General features: G+C 31.4%; 15 protein-coding genes. 5 read left to right on the forward strand and 10 right to left on the reverse strand.

The window, feature by feature from the left end; all coding sequences use genetic code 11:
- Positions 1-1,745 precede the first annotated feature (1,745 nt).
- Entirely contained in the window at positions 1,746-3,449 is a 1,704-nt protein-coding gene (locus GM3708_RS17095; protein WP_066349557.1) for a ParB/RepB/Spo0J family partition protein, read from the reverse strand.
- A 957-nt stretch (positions 3,450-4,406) separates the two neighbouring features.
- Here GM3708_RS17095 and GM3708_RS17100 point away from each other — a divergent pair.
- Positions 4,407-5,135 (forward strand): LuxR C-terminal-related transcriptional regulator, encoded by a 729-nt coding sequence (locus GM3708_RS17100; RefSeq protein WP_066349559.1) that lies wholly within the window; start codon positions 4,407-4,409, stop codon positions 5,133-5,135.
- A 20-nt stretch (positions 5,136-5,155) separates the two neighbouring features.
- On the opposite strand, the gene GM3708_RS17105 is transcribed toward GM3708_RS17100, so the two are convergent.
- The 3 genes from GM3708_RS17105 to GM3708_RS17115 all read right to left on the reverse strand — a co-directional run bounded on the left by GM3708_RS17105 (position 5,156) and on the right by GM3708_RS17115 (position 8,220).
- Positions 5,156-6,106: a hypothetical protein gene (locus tag GM3708_RS17105; RefSeq protein ID WP_066349560.1), complete on the reverse strand. Its 951-nt coding sequence runs from the start codon at positions 6,104-6,106 to the stop codon at positions 5,156-5,158.
- A 937-nt stretch (positions 6,107-7,043) separates the two neighbouring features.
- Positions 7,044-7,724 carry a recombinase family protein gene (locus GM3708_RS17110; protein WP_066349565.1) on the reverse strand — a complete coding sequence of 227 codons (681 nt, stop codon included), beginning with the start codon at positions 7,722-7,724 and terminating at the stop codon, positions 7,044-7,046.
- 187 nt (positions 7,725-7,911) lie between these two features.
- Positions 7,912-8,220 (reverse strand): hypothetical protein, encoded by a 309-nt coding sequence (locus tag GM3708_RS17115; RefSeq protein WP_066349566.1) that lies wholly within the window; start codon positions 8,218-8,220, stop codon positions 7,912-7,914.
- 155 nt (positions 8,221-8,375) lie between these two features.
- Here GM3708_RS17115 and GM3708_RS17120 point away from each other — a divergent pair, with 155 nt between their 5' ends.
- From GM3708_RS17120 to GM3708_RS17125, 3 genes are all read left to right on the forward strand, one after another.
- Positions 8,376-8,714 carry a hypothetical protein gene (locus GM3708_RS17120; RefSeq protein ID WP_066349568.1) on the forward strand — a complete coding sequence of 113 codons (339 nt, stop codon included), beginning with the start codon at positions 8,376-8,378 and terminating at the stop codon, positions 8,712-8,714.
- Complete coding sequence (locus tag GM3708_RS18765) at positions 8,696-8,863, forward strand: hypothetical protein (protein WP_158505892.1); 168 nt, start codon at positions 8,696-8,698, stop codon at positions 8,861-8,863. Before GM3708_RS17120 ends, GM3708_RS18765 begins: the two co-directional genes overlap by 19 nt.
- A 94-nt stretch (positions 8,864-8,957) precedes the next feature.
- On the forward strand, positions 8,958-9,239 hold the full coding sequence (locus GM3708_RS17125) for a hypothetical protein (RefSeq protein WP_066349570.1): 282 nt from the start codon (positions 8,958-8,960) through the stop codon (positions 9,237-9,239).
- 1,024 nt (positions 9,240-10,263) lie between these two features.
- Here GM3708_RS17125 and GM3708_RS17130 read toward each other — a convergent pair.
- From GM3708_RS17130 to GM3708_RS17145, 4 genes are all read right to left on the reverse strand, one after another.
- Positions 10,264-12,261, reverse strand: coding sequence for an AAA family ATPase (locus GM3708_RS17130; protein ID WP_066349572.1), 1,998 nt, complete (start codon positions 12,259-12,261; stop codon positions 10,264-10,266).
- Positions 12,262-12,306: 45 nt separating this feature from the next.
- On the reverse strand, positions 12,307-12,729 hold the full coding sequence (locus tag GM3708_RS17135; RefSeq protein ID WP_066349574.1) for a type II toxin-antitoxin system HigA family antitoxin: 423 nt from the start codon (positions 12,727-12,729) through the stop codon (positions 12,307-12,309).
- Positions 12,710-13,012, reverse strand: a complete 303-nt coding sequence (locus GM3708_RS17140) for a type II toxin-antitoxin system HigB family toxin (RefSeq protein WP_066349576.1) — start codon at positions 13,010-13,012, stop codon at positions 12,710-12,712. The genes GM3708_RS17135 and GM3708_RS17140 overlap by 20 nt, the downstream gene beginning before the upstream one ends.
- Positions 13,013-13,096: 84 nt before the next feature.
- The gene (locus GM3708_RS17145) at positions 13,097-14,380 is read right to left on the reverse strand and encodes a hypothetical protein (protein WP_066349577.1); all 1,284 of its coding nucleotides are present in this window, start codon (positions 14,378-14,380) and stop codon (positions 13,097-13,099) included.
- 174 nt (positions 14,381-14,554) lie between these two features.
- On the opposite strand from GM3708_RS17145, the gene GM3708_RS17150 reads away from it, so the two are divergent.
- A complete protein-coding gene (locus GM3708_RS17150) occupies positions 14,555-14,917 on the forward strand; it encodes a hypothetical protein (RefSeq protein WP_066349579.1) in 363 nt (120 codons plus the stop codon).
- A gap of 45 nt (positions 14,918-14,962) precedes the next feature.
- On the opposite strand, the gene GM3708_RS17155 is transcribed toward GM3708_RS17150, so the two are convergent.
- Positions 14,963-16,366, reverse strand: a complete 1,404-nt coding sequence (locus GM3708_RS17155; protein WP_066349580.1) for a hypothetical protein — start codon at positions 16,364-16,366, stop codon at positions 14,963-14,965.
- Positions 16,359-17,345, reverse strand: a complete 987-nt coding sequence (locus tag GM3708_RS17160; protein ID WP_066349581.1) for a hypothetical protein — start codon at positions 17,343-17,345, stop codon at positions 16,359-16,361. Before GM3708_RS17160 ends, GM3708_RS17155 begins: the two co-directional genes overlap by 8 nt.
- Between the last annotated feature and the right edge of the window lie 53 nt (positions 17,346-17,398).

Raw genomic sequence — 17,398 nt, forward strand, 5'->3', positions numbered from 1 at the left:
AAATGTTAAGACTGATGATTATGGAAGGAATATAAACTTTTGCTTGAGCGGTAAAATTTTCTACTTTAGCAGTGATATAATAATTACCTTGTTGATCTTCTTCCACATAGTATAAACCATCATTATCTATATATCCTTTATCGACATTCCATTCAATATTATTGATCGAAATTCTATCATTTCTTTGATCTAATCCGATGACGGAAAATTGATAATTTGTATTCGGTTTTATGGAGATATATTCAGGGATAATTTTTATTTTATTTAGTCTTGATTTTTCTCTAATTTTTAGAATAGTAGATGACTCAATATCTCCAGATTTTGCCGTTATTTTTACTTTATTTTCATAGCTTAATCCTTGATAATAACCATTACTATTAATGATACCTTCTTCTGCATACCATTGAAGATTATATAAGGGAAAATCTCGATCGAATTGATCAAATCCTTTGGCACTAAATTGAATACTTTTATGAGGCTCTATGATACTATAATTAGGGTTAATTTCTATCTTAGATAAAATAGGTAATAACTGAATAATTACCGAATCTGTAACGTCATTTAACTTTGCTGTGATAACGGCTTCTTCTTTTTCAATATTCCCCGTAAAAATGCCATTATCGGTTATTTCTCCACCTCGATCGCAAATCCATTTTACCCTTTCCGTTGACATTTTTTCGCCCCCTTGATCAAAGGCTTCGATGTTAAATTGATACGGTTTATTTGGTTCTAATGTTAACTCATCTGGACTAATTCTTAAAGTTGTTAATACTGAGTTAATATTAATATTTAATGAAGCATTTTTATTATAATCATTTGCTGTAACAGTAATAATATATTGACCTTTAGAATGGGGTTGAAAAGATAAATTATTTTTAGTATCTATTTGATAATCTTGAGCGTTACTCCAAGTAAGATTTTGTAAAGGTAAATTATAGCCAAATTGATCTTGACTTTTAATTTTTAATGCAATTATATTTGTCGGTATAATATTGTAAAGATTTGGATTAATAATTTTAAAAACTTCTAATTTAGGTTTAATAATGTCAATAAAAATTTCGGTAGTAACGTTCTCTAAACTTGCAATAATTAAAATCGTTTTTTCTTCGTTACCTGCTTTAATTATATTTTTATCATTAATATTTGCACCTTTTTCCACTTGCCATTTAATATTTTTAACTTCTATTTCTTTATCTTCATAATCAAATCCTTTAACCGTTAATTGATAGGAATTATTAAAGGTTATTTGTTTAATTGGATCAATAATAACTAATTTTTTTAACTGTTTTTTATTACCAATTCTCAGTAAAAACATTACTAACCATACAAAAGTTTGAATAATTTTATTCATGATGATATTATTTTAAAAATTAACATATACAAAAGTTACGCATCACCAAAAAAAATCAAGGGTTTTGATATTCCTCGACAGGCTCACTTGGGAGGGAATATCGTTGTTAGTGTATAAGTCCTAATATAAAAAATAAAACTAATTATTTGATAATTGAGTTTAACGTTATTACTATCATAATATATAAAATTAATATTAATAAAAAAAATTGTAATATTTATAATTAGCGGTTAATCATTTTTTGTAATACAGTGATTCAGAACACTTCTAATTATTTCAAGTAAAAAAAAGACTAGCTAAGTGCTAATCTTGTAAAATATTAATATTCAAGTTTTGGCTCAATCACAAAATCTGACTAGATGTCGAACACAATCAAAATGGTAAAATTGCCTAATTAAGATAATTTTTCGAGGTAATTAGTTAAAACACCATTAATTAAATTCAAAGCATCAATTATCTGTATTTCTTGATCTGAAGATACAATAGCCAAAATTTCCGACTTCACAAAGGTAAAACTTTCCTTTAATTTTTGAACATATTGTCTGTTATCTGACTCTTGATCGTTCTTGGTATCATTATTACTTAGTTCAGTTTCATCATTATCTCTAGTTCGTACGCACAGTGTGCCGTTGACATCGTTATTATCCTTCTTTCCCTCGTTGATAATACTAGCATCTAAGGAAAAAGTATCGATTGACTGATCATCAATAAGATTTTTAACCATTGTAACTTGCTCATTTGCACTATGAATTGTCTCATCAATCTCAGGTTGGTTACGATATGGGGGATTAATATTATTACTAGAGGATTGAGTATTAAGTAAACTTGATGGTATGTTATCTACAGTATTTTCGGGATTATCTGCTTTTTTGGACTTCTTAGATTTTTTACCAATATTATCTGTATTCATGACTGTAATTTTTCCATGTTTATCAGTATAAGTTCGTTCTTTAGATTTCGTATTGGGGTACAATTTAGCTCGAATTTTACCCACAAAGGGATGACTAACACCACACTGTTTAGCAATTTCATTGTCACTCCACTTCCTCCATTCCTCATTCTTTAAGACGGTTTCGACTGCTTTTGTTTTGTCTGCTGAAGTTCTGCGTAAACCATGATTTGCGTTAGCACTCACAGAATAAAGGATAGCATCTGATTTTGAACCTTGTCTGACTTCAGCATTAATTGTTAATAGGTTACATTTTTTTGCTGCCTCTAAACGATGAAATCCATCCGCTAAATAGTATTTTTCACCGTCAAAATATAAAATCACGGGGGGAAAATTTACTCCAGACTCCATCAATTCGGCATATTCCTCGATAGTTTCTAAGTCTAATTTACATCTTGACTGGGTTTCTGGAGTATCGACAATCTGACTAATATCAACAGATTGTATAATGACATCTTTAGACTTATTCTCCGTCAATGGTTTTACTGGATTATCATTAGTTGTTTTCATCATTGAATTACTAGACGAATTTAGATCTGATTCAGAACTATAATTCAGAGGTGATTGTTTATGTTCATCTGCTTTTATAGAATCAGAGGAAGACTTGATTTCTGAGTTATTATCAACATTCAGTGATTGTTTATGTTCATCTGCTTTTATAGAATCAGAGGAAGACTTGATTTCTAAGTTATTATCAACATTCAGTGATTGATCGGAAAAATTAGCCTCAGATATTGCGTCAACAGAAGGCTGACTATCAGATTCTTCATTACTATTTGTGGGCGATTTTTCATCTAAATTAGTCTCCGAATCAGAAATTTCCTCTTGATCTTTTGAAGGGGGAGTAGATGTTTTTTCAAAATCAGACTGATTGTTATTTTTGTGTCCAACATTTTCATCAGACTTAACTTCTAAAGAGGTTTTTGTTAATTTTTTTGATTCTGAAAATAGTTCAAGATTCTTTATTTCAGCATAAATCCAGTGTTTAGGCTTATTAAGACTACTCCCTTTTTCAATCAGTTTGACTCTTTCTCCTTCCACTGCCATTACTTCACAGATTTTTTTACCTAGTTGATGTTCTGTATCGGGATTTTTAAAAATAACTACATCGCCATCTTGAAAAGATACAATCAATTCTAATTGATTCATTTTGAAATCTCCATAATTTTTAATTAAATAATCACAGAGGCACTTGAAATCTTTACAAGTAAAAAGTTTCAGAGTTTTGCCTTCTGCTTTTTTTAAGTTACGTTAGATGAAAAGGAGATGACAAAAAATGGGCGAAAGGTTAATTGAAGGAAAACTATATCTGGCAAGTGTTTTAAAAAATTGTTGGGTTCAATTTCTTTACATATATTAATATTTTTGTTTTTGATTTTTTGATGAGAGTTATTACTAAAGATAAAAAAAGAGATGCCCATCCGTAATAGTCATCTCCAGAAACACTGAAATTAGTGAGTTTTGCGTAGCCACACTATAGCTGAATATATTTTTCCCTAACCCCAAACTGAGGACTTAGAGAACGCCAAAGAATAATTGATCCTAATCATACGAATAAAATCAATAGATCCAAAGATAGTTGTAGAAAATTCCTCTCAATTAGGGGTAGAGCCGAGATACGGATACTGTTGGCGAAAATAATCATTATGGTAATTAAGCGTAATCCGAAAAGATTATTTAGTACATAAATTCTAGCTAAGGAAGTAAAGAGACATCCAAGTAATACATGGGAAAGTGGGATATGATCAAAGAAATTAAGAAGGAATAGAGAGGTGAACAAATGTCTCTGAATCCACAACCAATCCCACCAGTTCCAGAAGATACATATAAGGTAGCTCAAGCAGCATTTCCCAAGGGTAATCTTTATCTACGCCTACTTCATGAATTAGGAGTGTTTTATACCGATTGCGATTTTGACAACCTTTATTCTCTATATGGTCAACCAGGCTGAGGGGGCGACAATGAAGGTAAACAGACTTATTTATCGATGATGTTACAATACCAAAAATCGAGCATCTAAGATTACCTAAATCCAAGAATTTGTATCCTGTTTACTCTACTCCAATCTATAGCAGCAATAATCCTGACTCTGATGAACCCTACAGAGTGGAAAAGGTCATTGAAATTAGTGATTTCATTGATCTATGTTTTACAGCAATCTGTGAGGAAGAAATAAACCGCAGTACAAAACGTGAAATTAAGAAATTCTTACAATGGTTCACAGTTACTGGTTTTTACGCCCAAGTATTCGTCTATATTAAAGGTAGTTTCAATAAAGCGGATAACGAACAGTTACAACAATGGTTAGCATCTCGTATCGCTAACAAAGAAAACCGCAAATCTTACGCTAGTCTTATTGTCGAGCTTCGAGAAAATCCTGCTTTTTATAGTAATTTGACCTACCTTAACTTATTTGGTAAACTAGCCAGTCAGATGAGGAAAGAGTGGAAGACTGTGGCAGGAGAAGAGGCGATCGCACGCAATCATATTCCAGAAGCGATCGCCCTCGAAGCTATTGGATTTGTAGAAAGAACAGTGGTTGAGTTATATACGGGGGATTTACGAGAGGCTCATATTTTGGCGATGGAGGTTGCTCGTAAAAAGTTTAAGTTACCCCCAGTAAGAATAATTGACGAAAGCCTTATTTACCAGGATTATCCAACCCTCAAACTTTCTAAGAAAGATGTTAATAACATCATCGAGTTAATTGAAGGTGGTTTTTCAGTTAAAGAAATAGCAGAAGCGTATGAAGTAACAGAATCCACTGTTCGTTACCATCTACAACGCCGAAGCCAGAAGATAGGGGAATATAACCCCCTAGATAAAGCTAGTTAATGTGAGTTTTGTCTAACCAGTTATCCCCTAACAAAATCAAGATCCCCGAATCTTTCGGGGATCTTATTTTTTTTGCCCCCTTTAGATTTTTTCCTCTTTGAAGTACTTGGATTACCAAATCCTTCTGGTCGCTCTCTTCCATTTACACAAAGTTTGTGGGGAGGAACAGTAAAAAATTTGTATTCCGCACAACCTTTTCTTTTAGAGATTATATCAACAAGTTTCTTCTCCTGCTTCCATAAATTACGAATTGCATCAATAACTTTACCGTTGTCGTTTTCTTTTGCCCATCTTAAAGAGTCCTCAAAAAATATTTTGTGTTCTTTCTGCTTAAATAGCTCCCAATTATCATCTATTGGAGAAAACATAGAACAATCATTTATACTAGCCTCATTAACAATTTTAAGACGAGCATTTATATCATCTCTCCATCTGTCCGTTAATTCACGTTTAGATTTTTGATGATGATTCGAGAATGGTTTTAAAAACCCACTATTTTCAATGGATTCGACGAAATAACTGTGTACCATGTCAAACCAAAGTGAATAACAAAAATTTGGGGGGCTATTTTTTCCCAATTGTCTTTCTTTAAGACAAATCTTAAGAGCTTCAAGCATCTGGGCAAAGTACTCTGCTAAAGGTTGTACTAGATTACCAGTAATTTTTTCCAATTCAGCTTTAGCTTTATCATTGGGAATGACTAAGACTCTTAGCCATTCGGATATATCTCGATATTGTATTAGGAAATTTGATAATATTTGTAGGTCTAGTGAGTCTAAATTTATACCATTAATTGTATATTCGGTTTGAACAATAGTTGGTAATATACCTATTTGATCGATTGCCTGTTCCAGTGATAGCATATATTCATGTTCAGTATAAACTTCTACTTCATCGGCAAACAAATTTGGCAAAAGTACGATGTTTTCAGCTATCGGATTTTTTGAGCTAGGTTCTCGTTGAAAAAACATAATCTTTAGTATTACTAAACAATATTAGTAAATATTTACTCTCAATCTAACATTTATTTTAGATTTTGGTGATGTACTAACTAAAAATCATTTAATCTTTTTTTAGCTTAGGGTTGCCAAATTACTAGAAAATAATCGCTATAATAATTGATCTAACTAATAAATCATCATCGGTAACTGTCACACGATAAAAATTACCATGCCCTAGCTCTACCCAAAACTCTTTAATATTTGCCGTTTTGAAGTATTTGAATAATGATTCTTTAGAGCTTCTGTAATTGCTTTTTGTGAAAGAATTTGTTAACATAACGTTAGTTTTGAAAGGTAAAGTTTTCCAAAACTGTTAAAAAAAGTAAATAATGCCATGAAATTTAAAAATCTGTTTTCGGTATTATTTTTTACTTATTACTTATTAACTTAAAGCGTTTAATATTTCCAGTATTAAACTTTTTTTAATGTCAAAAAATAATTTTTAACAGCAACTCCAATCTTACTTCAGATTTAAAAAATTATCCATAGAGTATAATTATACTTACCTTTTTTAGGCAATATCAAACTCTTCAAAAAAAATATTACAAATATAAATAATATTTAAAAAACTGAAAACTATTTATAAATATATATTATAGCTATTCTTAGTATCATTGAAGTTAGTAATAAACAAGCAAAAAAGATATAATACAACTATATAAACGAATGTTTTTGAGGGGATATTTTTTTGAAGTACTACAGAAAATATGGAATGAAATGAAAGAAAATGGAAAGTTTTTTTATTTAAATTTATGGATGTACAATTTATCGATTTGAATAATATTATTGTTCACCTTACGTTTTTTCCTAATTTTTGAGTAACATTGTTAATGTAAACCGCTTTGTTTAGTCACGCATTTAAATGGTTTTTGTGGGGATTTTTATCCCCTTGAGGATTAAATTTCAACTAAGAATCTTTACAGATTCGATAAATTACACTGCTTGACCATTGTCTTCCTTGTTTTGTAGCTATTCCCTTCAGATTCAAATAATTTGCTATCTTTTGATAACTTTTTCCTGATTTGCGATGATTTTTGATGATTCTGATAACATCCTGTTGGTTATCATCAGTGGTTAATTCTTTGTCTTCAGTCTTATATCCATACTTCGGTTTCCCGTAAGCATAACCACCAGTTTTAGCCTTAGCTTTTCTTCCTCCTTGTGTACGCTCGTTTATAGTGTCTCTTTCTAATTGAGCAACGGCACTCATGACAGTTAGGATCATTTTGCCCGTTGGTGTAGAGGTATCTACTTGTAAGTCAAGTAAAACTAACATTTTATTTTGTGGCTCTAACACATCCTCAACTAAAGTCAATACATCTCTAGTATTTCGTGCTATTCTGTCAAGTTTTAAAGCGATGATACCCTCAGCTTTATTTTCTTTCAAAAATTTAATAGCTTGATTAAATATTGGTCTAGTTTCTTGGTCGGCTTTAGTACCTGTTGCTACTTCTTTAAATATTTGTATTAATTCGTAATTAAAAGCCTTACAATAACTTTCTATTCTTTCAATTTGATTCTGTAGTGAAGTATTGTCTTCTTGTGATTCACTACTAACTCTGACATAACCAACTAATTTTTTAAGCATAATCGCTTAAACTCTTTATATTTCAATAATTATATTATATTTTATTATTCTGATAATGTCAATAAAAAGAATGATAAAATAGCTTTAAATTATTGCTATATATAAGTTATAAAATTTTTTGGTTTAAAAGATTGATCAAGATCGTAGTTTTTCAAAAAAGTAGCTTGTTACAGCTACTATGAATTATTTAGAGATTAGGAAAAAATACGATTTTAGTAACAATACCTAACAATCCTGTTACTAAAACACCAACGAACCCAAAAAAGCCTAAAGTTAAAGTATTAAAGCGGTTATTTATGGATGTCTCTAACTTGTCAATTTTGCTATTGAGCTTATCCCCTAAAGCATTGGTTTTAGTGTCTAACTTTTCTGCTAAAGCGTCTATTTTGCTTTCTAACTTTTCCTCTAGTGAGTCTATCTTGTTATCCAGCTTGTCTATTTTTGCATCTAGTTTATTTAGTACATCAATTAAGCCAACCTCGATTGTTTGTGTCATGATAAAATGTCCTTAAGTTTTATGTAAATGATAAAGGAGTAGTTGACCGCTACTCTTTTTGGTTTAATTCTAACCTACACTTTTACTGTATCCACTTCATTATTATTTGTCAAGACAAAATATAGACATTTTATAGTCAAGTCTGCTATACTATTTTGTATAGTCAATTTATAGATAATGTTAAGGCAATGGCAAAAGATAAATTAATAACGGTACGAATAAAACAAGAATTGTATGACAGTTTTAAGTTATGGACTGAGAACCATAATTCTAATATTTCTGATACTCTGAGAACTTTTATACTAAATTGCCTTAATGGTACTGATAGACAAAATATAGACATTGCTGATGTTGGGAATAATGAGGATACTCTAAAAAAGTTAGAAGCTAGTCTATACAAAAAACTATACACTCAGCTATATAATGATTTGTCTAGTCATTTTATAGATAATGACTATTCTGAAAAGATAAAGCATTGTCTAGTCAAAAGATAGTTAATGATATAGACAATAATTTATCTAGTCAATGTATAGACAGTATAGACAATAATAAGTTAACCGATACTATTAAAGAAGATATTACAGAAAATAATACCCTCTCAGAATCATCTAGTTTGCCCGTAAATGAAGAATTAGGTCATTAACATACCTGATACTGAAGACAAGCCCGTAAATAACAATATTGTTTTAAGTGATGATGGGATAGTTGATTCTGAAAGTTCAATAAAAACGTTACCAGTGGATAACGAAAACCCATACATCAAAAATTTAGCGGTTGAGGTTGAAGCTGTAACAGAAAGTAAAGATACTGTTAATTGTGACAATGAGATCGGCACATTAAAAGAAGCTCTGGATAATATTATTTTGCCCGAATTAGCAAAGAATGAAAATATGTCTCATTCTGCAATAGCGAAATTGTTAGAAGGGAAATATCTGACTTCAGTTACTGGTAAATCGACTAAATGGCAAGGTAGCTTAGTTAAAAGAGCTTTGGAATATCGCAAAGAGGATAAAGTATAGTATTTTTAAGAGTTTTTCTCTATTTACTCATATTGCGATCGACTCAACCGTGAACGATTCTGATGGTTTTTTATTACGACAAAGGAAAAAGAATAAAATTAATTTTTTAAGGTAATCAAAGGTCTCCAATTCTTCCTTGTGGCGAAAGTTATTAACTTGCCTGAATATCAATAATTTTGCCGTCACTTAGGCGGAAATAGAAGGTTCGCACAACTAGGGGCAAACTACATTTCAAATGTTTACTATACAAGGCTTTCAAAAATTAGATGATTTTTTAATAATTCTCTCAGTAATCGCTATCATTAATTAGCATGACTTATATTTAAAAACATAATATTTACAAAAAAATCTTTGCCTAAAATAGAACTTTGTAAAGTGAAAAACCATGCCATCGAAGTATTGTAAATACATATTTAAAATAATAAACATTGCCGAAAATGAAACGAACTCGGCAAAGTATGTGATTTGTATTTCTTATCAATTAAGTCTTATTTTACAACTTTTTATAGTACTGATGAATTGATTGCCCCTCGTTGCGCGAACCTTCTATTTCCGCCGGATAGTAGAAAATTCGTTTCATTTTCGGCAGAGATCTCCTAAATATTTTTTTATCAATCTTTTTCAACTCTATATATATATTAAGTAATTTTTGTCAAATAGCTTTTAAATGGTATATTTATAAGACTTATTATTTAATATAAGACGATCTGAAATAAATTTTTCTAACTAAAACTTCAAAAGGGTTATATATCAATAGTTTTTATGTAAGTTGCACTTGGTTGTACGAACTCTATGTTTCCGCCTATTAATATTAACTATTGATCCACTATTATATTCTGAATTCTTGTTTAATAATTCTTGAGAAAATATTTTATGAAATGGGATTAATAAACTAATTAAAATAAGACTAAATCATCTGATATTTTTCATACAATCGATATTTATTAAATATCTGATAAATAAAATATAATCATTTTAATATTACCTTTATAGTCTTTGTAGAAGAGCAAAATTTATTTCATACTTAACCATTATTTACTAACAATTTTCCTAAATTATTCAACCCAATATTAAAAGATAAATCTCGTAACTCTTCAGCATTGGGATAATTAGTAAAAATCCACATATTTAACGGACGTTCCACATAGGTTTCTAATAAATTTTTAATTTTTCTCCCCCCAAATAATAAATTATTTCCCTCTTTCATTTTATTAGTTAAAAACTCCCCTACACTATCATTAAAAGTAATCTGAAATTGATATTTATCTTGAGCATTCTTGACTAATTGACCAAGAAATTTATCGCTAATTTGAGTGACAAAATCAGGGCGTAAAGTATCAAAAACTACGATATTATCTCCTAAACGATTTAATAATTCAGCCCTGCCAATACGGCTAGTAAAATACCAATCAACTTCCTGTTTAAAGTGGTTTTCTACCTCCTCATAGGTGAGAATTTCCCCCTGTCGCGCTCTTTTCATAATTCCCTCACGGATAATTGTACCCGTTTGCGGATCTGATAAATCAGAAGCACCGATATTACTGGTAAAAATAATTGCTGTTTGGTTAAAATAAGCGGTTTGCCCTTTTCCGTCTGTAAGTCGCCCATCTTCTAATATCTGCAAAAACTTGTCTAATACCTTCGGATGTGCTTTTTCTATTTCATCAAACAAAAGGATACTATAAGGCTTTTCTAACACACGATTGGTTAATTGCCCACCTTCTTCATAACCTACAAATCCGGGGGGTGCACCTGCTAATTTTTCGGCGGCGTGTTCTTCTTTGTATTCGCTCATGTCAAATCGAGCAAAGGCTTTTTCATCGCCAAATACTAACTCAGTGACGGCTTTGGCTAATTCGGTTTTTCCTACACCTGTAGGACCAACAAAAAAGAATATGCCCTTTGGTTTGCCACTATTACCGCTATTACCCGTCATGGTTAAACCAACTCTAGCACTGGTTAACATTGTTGTAACTGCTGTTACCGCTCTCGGTTGCCCGATAACTCGACTGGATAACTGTTGTCTTGCCTGTCGTACTTTTTCGGGGTTAAGTTGCGCCCAAGGATCTTCTTTTAAGCCAAATTTGTAATAATCTACTATGCGCCAAATTTCTTTCTGTTTGACGGGGATTCTTTCTTGATGGGAGGTTAAACGCAAGGCATCTAAATCCATCGCCCGAAATCCGTCGGTTAAGTCGGCAAATTCTTCGGCTATGGTTTCTAATTCTGAGGGTTGGTTGTCTGATTTTTGGGTGTTGATGGTTTCTCCCTGATAAAATCTATTCAAGAAACGCAAGGCAAATTCTTTTCTCTCTTCTTTGTTGGGGTAGGATACTTGCACCATATCTACAAAGGGGTTATGTTGATGCAACCATTCGGGAATCCGTTTTAAGTCATCGGCGATGATGATAACGGTATTGCGATAACCTGTTAATTCTCCTTGTCTGATGACTTCTGCTTCTAATAGGCATTTTTTCAGTAGTGCTAAGGGATTTCTTTCGTCTGCACTGTAACGACTACCATCGCTGGTTAACATATCCCCTAAGTTAATGATAGATGCGATCGCCCTTTTCGATTGAGATAATACCGCCCTTAAATCACCAAAGGCATCTTCAGGAGATTTTCTCGTATTGAGATTTTGAGGCATTCTTCCCCCCGGATTTCCTCTTGATGGTGGTGATAAGGGGTTGTTATTACTAGGGTTAGTAGGCGAGGGAGGATTATTAATTTCACTGTTACCAAGACTAGCTTGATGTTTTTCTGCAAGACGATGACGGGCTAAATTTTGAAATTCTTTTTTGGCTTCATCACTGTTAAAATTAAAACCATCAATCATGTCGTAGGTGACGATAATTTCAAAGCCTAAATCTTGAAAATAACAGGTGAGAAAATTTTCTAAGTTTTGATAATTTCCCTGCCATAAAAATTGGTCATGAATGTTACCATAAATAATGCTATGGAGACGATGGTAACGGTGTTTAATAAAATCGGTAATCCAACGGGATGAGACTAATTGATTCATTTTTTTCTTGATTATATGTATTTTGTAGAGTGAGCAGTGTATCGGCTAAATATTTAAAAATAAATTAGGAGATATTTGAAAATAATTACCCAAGATTTGAGCCTGAATTTTGTTAATATTTTCCTTTCCTTTTCTAATATCATTAACTATTTTTTCTGAACCCATTATCTTAACTAATTCTTCCGTTGATAACCCCTTTGATTCTATAAAATGTTCTAAAATTTCTAAGGGAGACACATTAGCCCAATCATCAATTTCATAGGTTTTTTCTTCATAATCTTCAATTAATTTTACTAGCAATTTTAATAACACTGATTCTTCTAAAGTTCTATTTTGTCTTTTCGCAATTAGTTTTTCAGCAACGGCTAAATATTCTTGATACTCTGTTTCATTATCGATAAGTTTAGGAATGATTTTACTATCTGTTAATAGTTGTAAATAATTAGCTTTATTTAAAGTAAGGGTCATTTTTCCAATCCTCCTTGTCATATTCTGCATGGGTTAAAAAGTATTTAAAATAAGCTATTTGTTCTTGATAATCAATATCCAAAATCAGACGATATTTATTCCCTTTGATATTAAAAACTGTAAAATTACCAACTGATTCAGCATCTCGATATATTTTTTGTACGTCTAATAAATTTCTCCATTCTGCTTGTTTTATAGTTTTACAAAAAGCCTTAATTATTTTTTCGACATCTGGATATTTTAATGTCGCTTGTTTGAGTTTTCCAGTGGAAATTAAGTGCATATTTTCATCATAATTTAATAATAAGTAGAGTGAGTATTGTTCCCATAAATATTGAAAAATTAGCCTGAATTTTAATTCAGGGCATTAAATACTTTGACTTCGACTTTGATCATAATTTGGTAATTCATCAGCTGTACGAGTAATACGTTGGGGATCTTTATCTTCCCACCGTAATTCATCCATTTTGATACCAAATTCTGCTTGTAACAACTCATGTAATTCAGTTATTGCTCCTTCGGCTTCATCACAAGTAGCAATAACTTCTCCATTAACATTAGTGCTAGTAGTTTTAGTATAACCATCAATATCGTAGTAAATTTTCCCCTCTACAGGCACACTGACGCTGATTCCCTTACCTGAGTTTGTCGCCGCCCCTAAAATGATAGCCGTCGCAGGATGATCAGGATGTTCCGCTTGACGATACACTAAGTTAAACCCCATTTCCTCTAAGGATTGGGCAATACTATCGGCGATATAGTCTCTTTGTTCTGCTTTTAGTTGTGCCTCATTAGCAGTTTTGATGATATTTTCGCTTTGGGTTTGGGCTTGGGTTAATATCTGCAATGGTTGCTTAAAATCCTCAAGTTCGATAGAACTTTGTATCTGAGTTTGTAGCTGTTCTAACTCCGCAACAAGATGATGACACCAAGAAAAAACCACTTGATCGGCTTTTAAACCGCTTATAAGAGCTTGTAGTTCACTTTCGGCTTGTTTTGCTTCATTTTTCGCCTTCTCCCATTGTTTTTGACCTTCTAACACCCTTTTAAGATGTCGATCGAGCAATCCTTGACAATCTTGTAGTAAAGGCTTTACAACTTCAGGATTGCCACCATTAAAGGCTTGTTGTAACCGATTCAGCTTAGATTCTACATTTGCCGTACCGTTAATATCAAACTTAGTGCGGATAGCATCATCAATTTGTTGTAACTGTGTCTTTAATTCTGTAAACTCAAATTGGAGTTTTTCAATCTCTGCCCGTCGTTGTTTTTCCGCATCATCTCGCCGTTTACGACTCACCGCTAAATAAATATCCGCTTTAATTTCTTCTATTTCTGACGTTATCGCCTGTAATTGCGTCTCATTAGTCGCTTTTTGCCTTTTTTCCTCTAATTTTGCCACTCTATCTTCTAATTGCTGTGTATCTTGAGGGTAGAGAGAATCTTCTTGATGAGTAATATCGAGTGCGATCGCCTCTATCTGAGAATTTAGCTGATTACGAAGATTATTTAACCTAATTTCCCTTTGTCGAGCGATTTCCGCATCTCTTTTGCGTTTTTCTTCATCCGCCTTTCTCTTTCTTTGTGCTTCTAGCTGTTGCTGTCTTTGTGTATCTAATGTGGCACTAGTGTATTTAGGGCTACCACTCATAATATTTATGGGAAATTAACTATGTTCTGATTATCTCACAAAATCCATCAAAATGGTTGTTTTACCGTAGAAAAGTCATAGATATAGTCAACGTTTAATATAGAAGAAGACTATTCCCTTATTTTCACCAATGAAGTTATTATATCTATAATAGTAATCTTAGCAGCTAAAATTATGACTAATGGTTTCGGCGATGATAGTATTCCCATACCCTATTCAAAACAACAAAATGAACAAGATAATAATCACCCAAAAAAGATACTCTCTCCTAATATTAAAGAGATAGAAAAAGAAGCAATTATCGAAAAAGAAAAGTTACAAATAGAATTAGAGAAGTTTCGATATCAAGTTTTAGAAATACAAAATCAGTTATCTATTAGTAACAACAGAAATAATGAGCTTGAAACTCAATTAAATAATGTTAATCAATATAATATTCAATTAAAAACTGAGTTATCTGAAGCCAAAGCAGAAATAGAAAAATTTAAAAAAGAGCAAAAAAATAAGTCACCAGGTGATATTTTTGATTGTTTTTGATTGTTTTAATAAGTAAAATTTTTATGATTATAGAATTAACTAAATTTAAAAATCCCATATACTTTGATTTTGTTCACTATCTTGTGATTGTTCCTTCTGTTTAAGTCCTAACCGAGGATTTTTATTGGTAAGAATTGAATTTACTTCGGATATATAATTTATAGCTTCTTCAATTCTCTGGTCTAAAATTTTTATTCCTTTTTTTGGATTTGGATGTTGTAATTTCCATGCTACATTTGTTGCATCTCTTTCAACACTTCTAATTATTTTTTGACTGTCTCCTAATTTTTCTTGACAAATAAGTTTTTGCTTTTCAGTTAAATTCTTTTCTTTATCATAATATAATTTTTTTGTTTCTTCAAGATATTCTTTTGCCTTAAAAATATATTCATTTATTTCCATAGTCGTTCGTTTATCTGTCAAAATTCCATATACAACGTTACCAACATCAACACCAACATCAACAATACTATCAACAATATTAGAAATACCATTTTTTTCGGAATAATTACCAAATTTATTATTTTCTGTATATTGTTCTGAATCTAAATCATAATTTCGGGTTTTATGTCTCGGTGTTTGAACAAAGTCTTGTTCATTTCCTCTTAAATTACTTTTATTAAATTCCTCATTCCAATTATTATTTTGTTGTTCTAAACCATTATCTATTTCACCTAAATTTTGTAGTTTTATCTGTTTTTTTTGATTATTTATAATTAGTTCTTTGTCCTCTTGAATATCTAAAACTGTGGCATTTAAAAAAGGACTATTAATCAAATCTGATTCGTTAGCTAAGTTAAGACATAGAGATACATTTTGATTTAGGTTATTGGCTGATTTCCATAGTTTTTCATTATTTTTTACATTCCATAATTTAGTAGTTTTTTCGTTTGGATAGTTTAGTTTTTCAAAAACAACTTCATCCTGATTTTGAAAATTATTTTCGTAAACTAACTGATGTGATTGTTTATTTGTCTCGATTACTATAGATTCTGATTCTTCTGTTTGTCTTTGATTAATCTGATAAGATTTTAAAAACCACTCATCTTTAACATAATTAAAAAGAGACTCAAAATTACTCATTATTTTAGATGGAATATCAAAATCATCATTTTCAAACATATTATCCATCTCACACACATAACCAAAAAAACCATAAACTGGTCTTCCACAAGTATCTTGAGTGTATTCTTGGTTTTCTTCTGAAGAGGAAATCAAATCTCGTACCAGACAAGTAACTCCTACCAAACAATACTGTTCATTTTTTACCAATACCCAACGAGGATGATCTGATAAATTTTTAGTTTGAACAGATCTCATACTGGGAGAAATATAACTTTCAAGCCAATTTTTTGTCTCTAAATCAAAATCATTTGGCAATGTAATAAATCGAAAATCGACTTCATAAGTTCTGGTATAAACAACAGGTTTCCATTTAGGTTTAGACATCTAATTGCATCTCCGTTCCACTTAAATATAGGTTAGCATTAGTCAACTCTTGACTGAGAAATCTCATCTGTTTTTTCAATCCTTCAATTTGTTCTTGATTATTGTATAAAGTACCCTCTAGGGATTTAATCTGTTCAGAATTAAACCAACGGTCTAAAAAATTACCTTCTCTAAGGCTATTCAAATTATCTCTATTGCTTTTAGCTATATTTTCTTGCTGTCTAAGTTGGTTGCTATAACCACAATAAATGGCAAATACTAGAGGAAGGTGCATATTTTTTGGCTCTATCTCACCAGTATTTTTATTCTCAGCTAACTCTTTACCTAAACTAACTGGACAAATCATAGTAAGCCAACCAGAATTGGGTTGAAAAAAGATACGAAATATATTTTTTATATCTTCTAAAATTTCATCTTTATTTCTGTGGAAGCACTGATCATATTTGGTGATGGTAATAACTACTGGATAAGGATTTTCATTAGTTGGTTGTTTTGCTTGTGCTAGTTTAGCTAAATAGCTATTCATTCTAGTAACACCAGCTCTTCTCGCAATGATATTGAGTTGAGACTCAGTGAGTTTTTGCTTTAAAAGCTCTCCAGAAATACAAAGAAAAACACAAGACGATTCTACTAAATGTGTTGTAAGAATTTTAACATCAGATTCTGTTTGAGAATCTGACATTGCCCCACCTCGATAATCTAACCATTCAAAACCCATCATATGTTTTAAAGCATAATTGAAATCGAAAACATAATTATGTGGTTCATTTCCCGTTGCTGATGGCCAACGATCTTCCCCTTCTTCTGCAAAAACTAATTGTTCCCATTGTTCTGTGAGACGTAAATCATCATCCATATCTTGACAAGAAAGAGAAAAACCTTGTAGTCCTAATTGCATTGTGGAGTATAGCCCCAGAATATAACAAGTTTTTCCTGCCCCTGTTGTACCTAACATTGTAATTTTTATATTTTGTGTCATATTATTTTAAAAAATGGCTCTGTTACTTTGAGTATGATAAATTGTTAATAAAA

The sequence above is a fragment of the Geminocystis sp. NIES-3708 genome, from assembly GCF_001548095.1.
GTDB lineage: Bacteria > Cyanobacteriota > Cyanobacteriia > Cyanobacteriales > Cyanobacteriaceae > Geminocystis.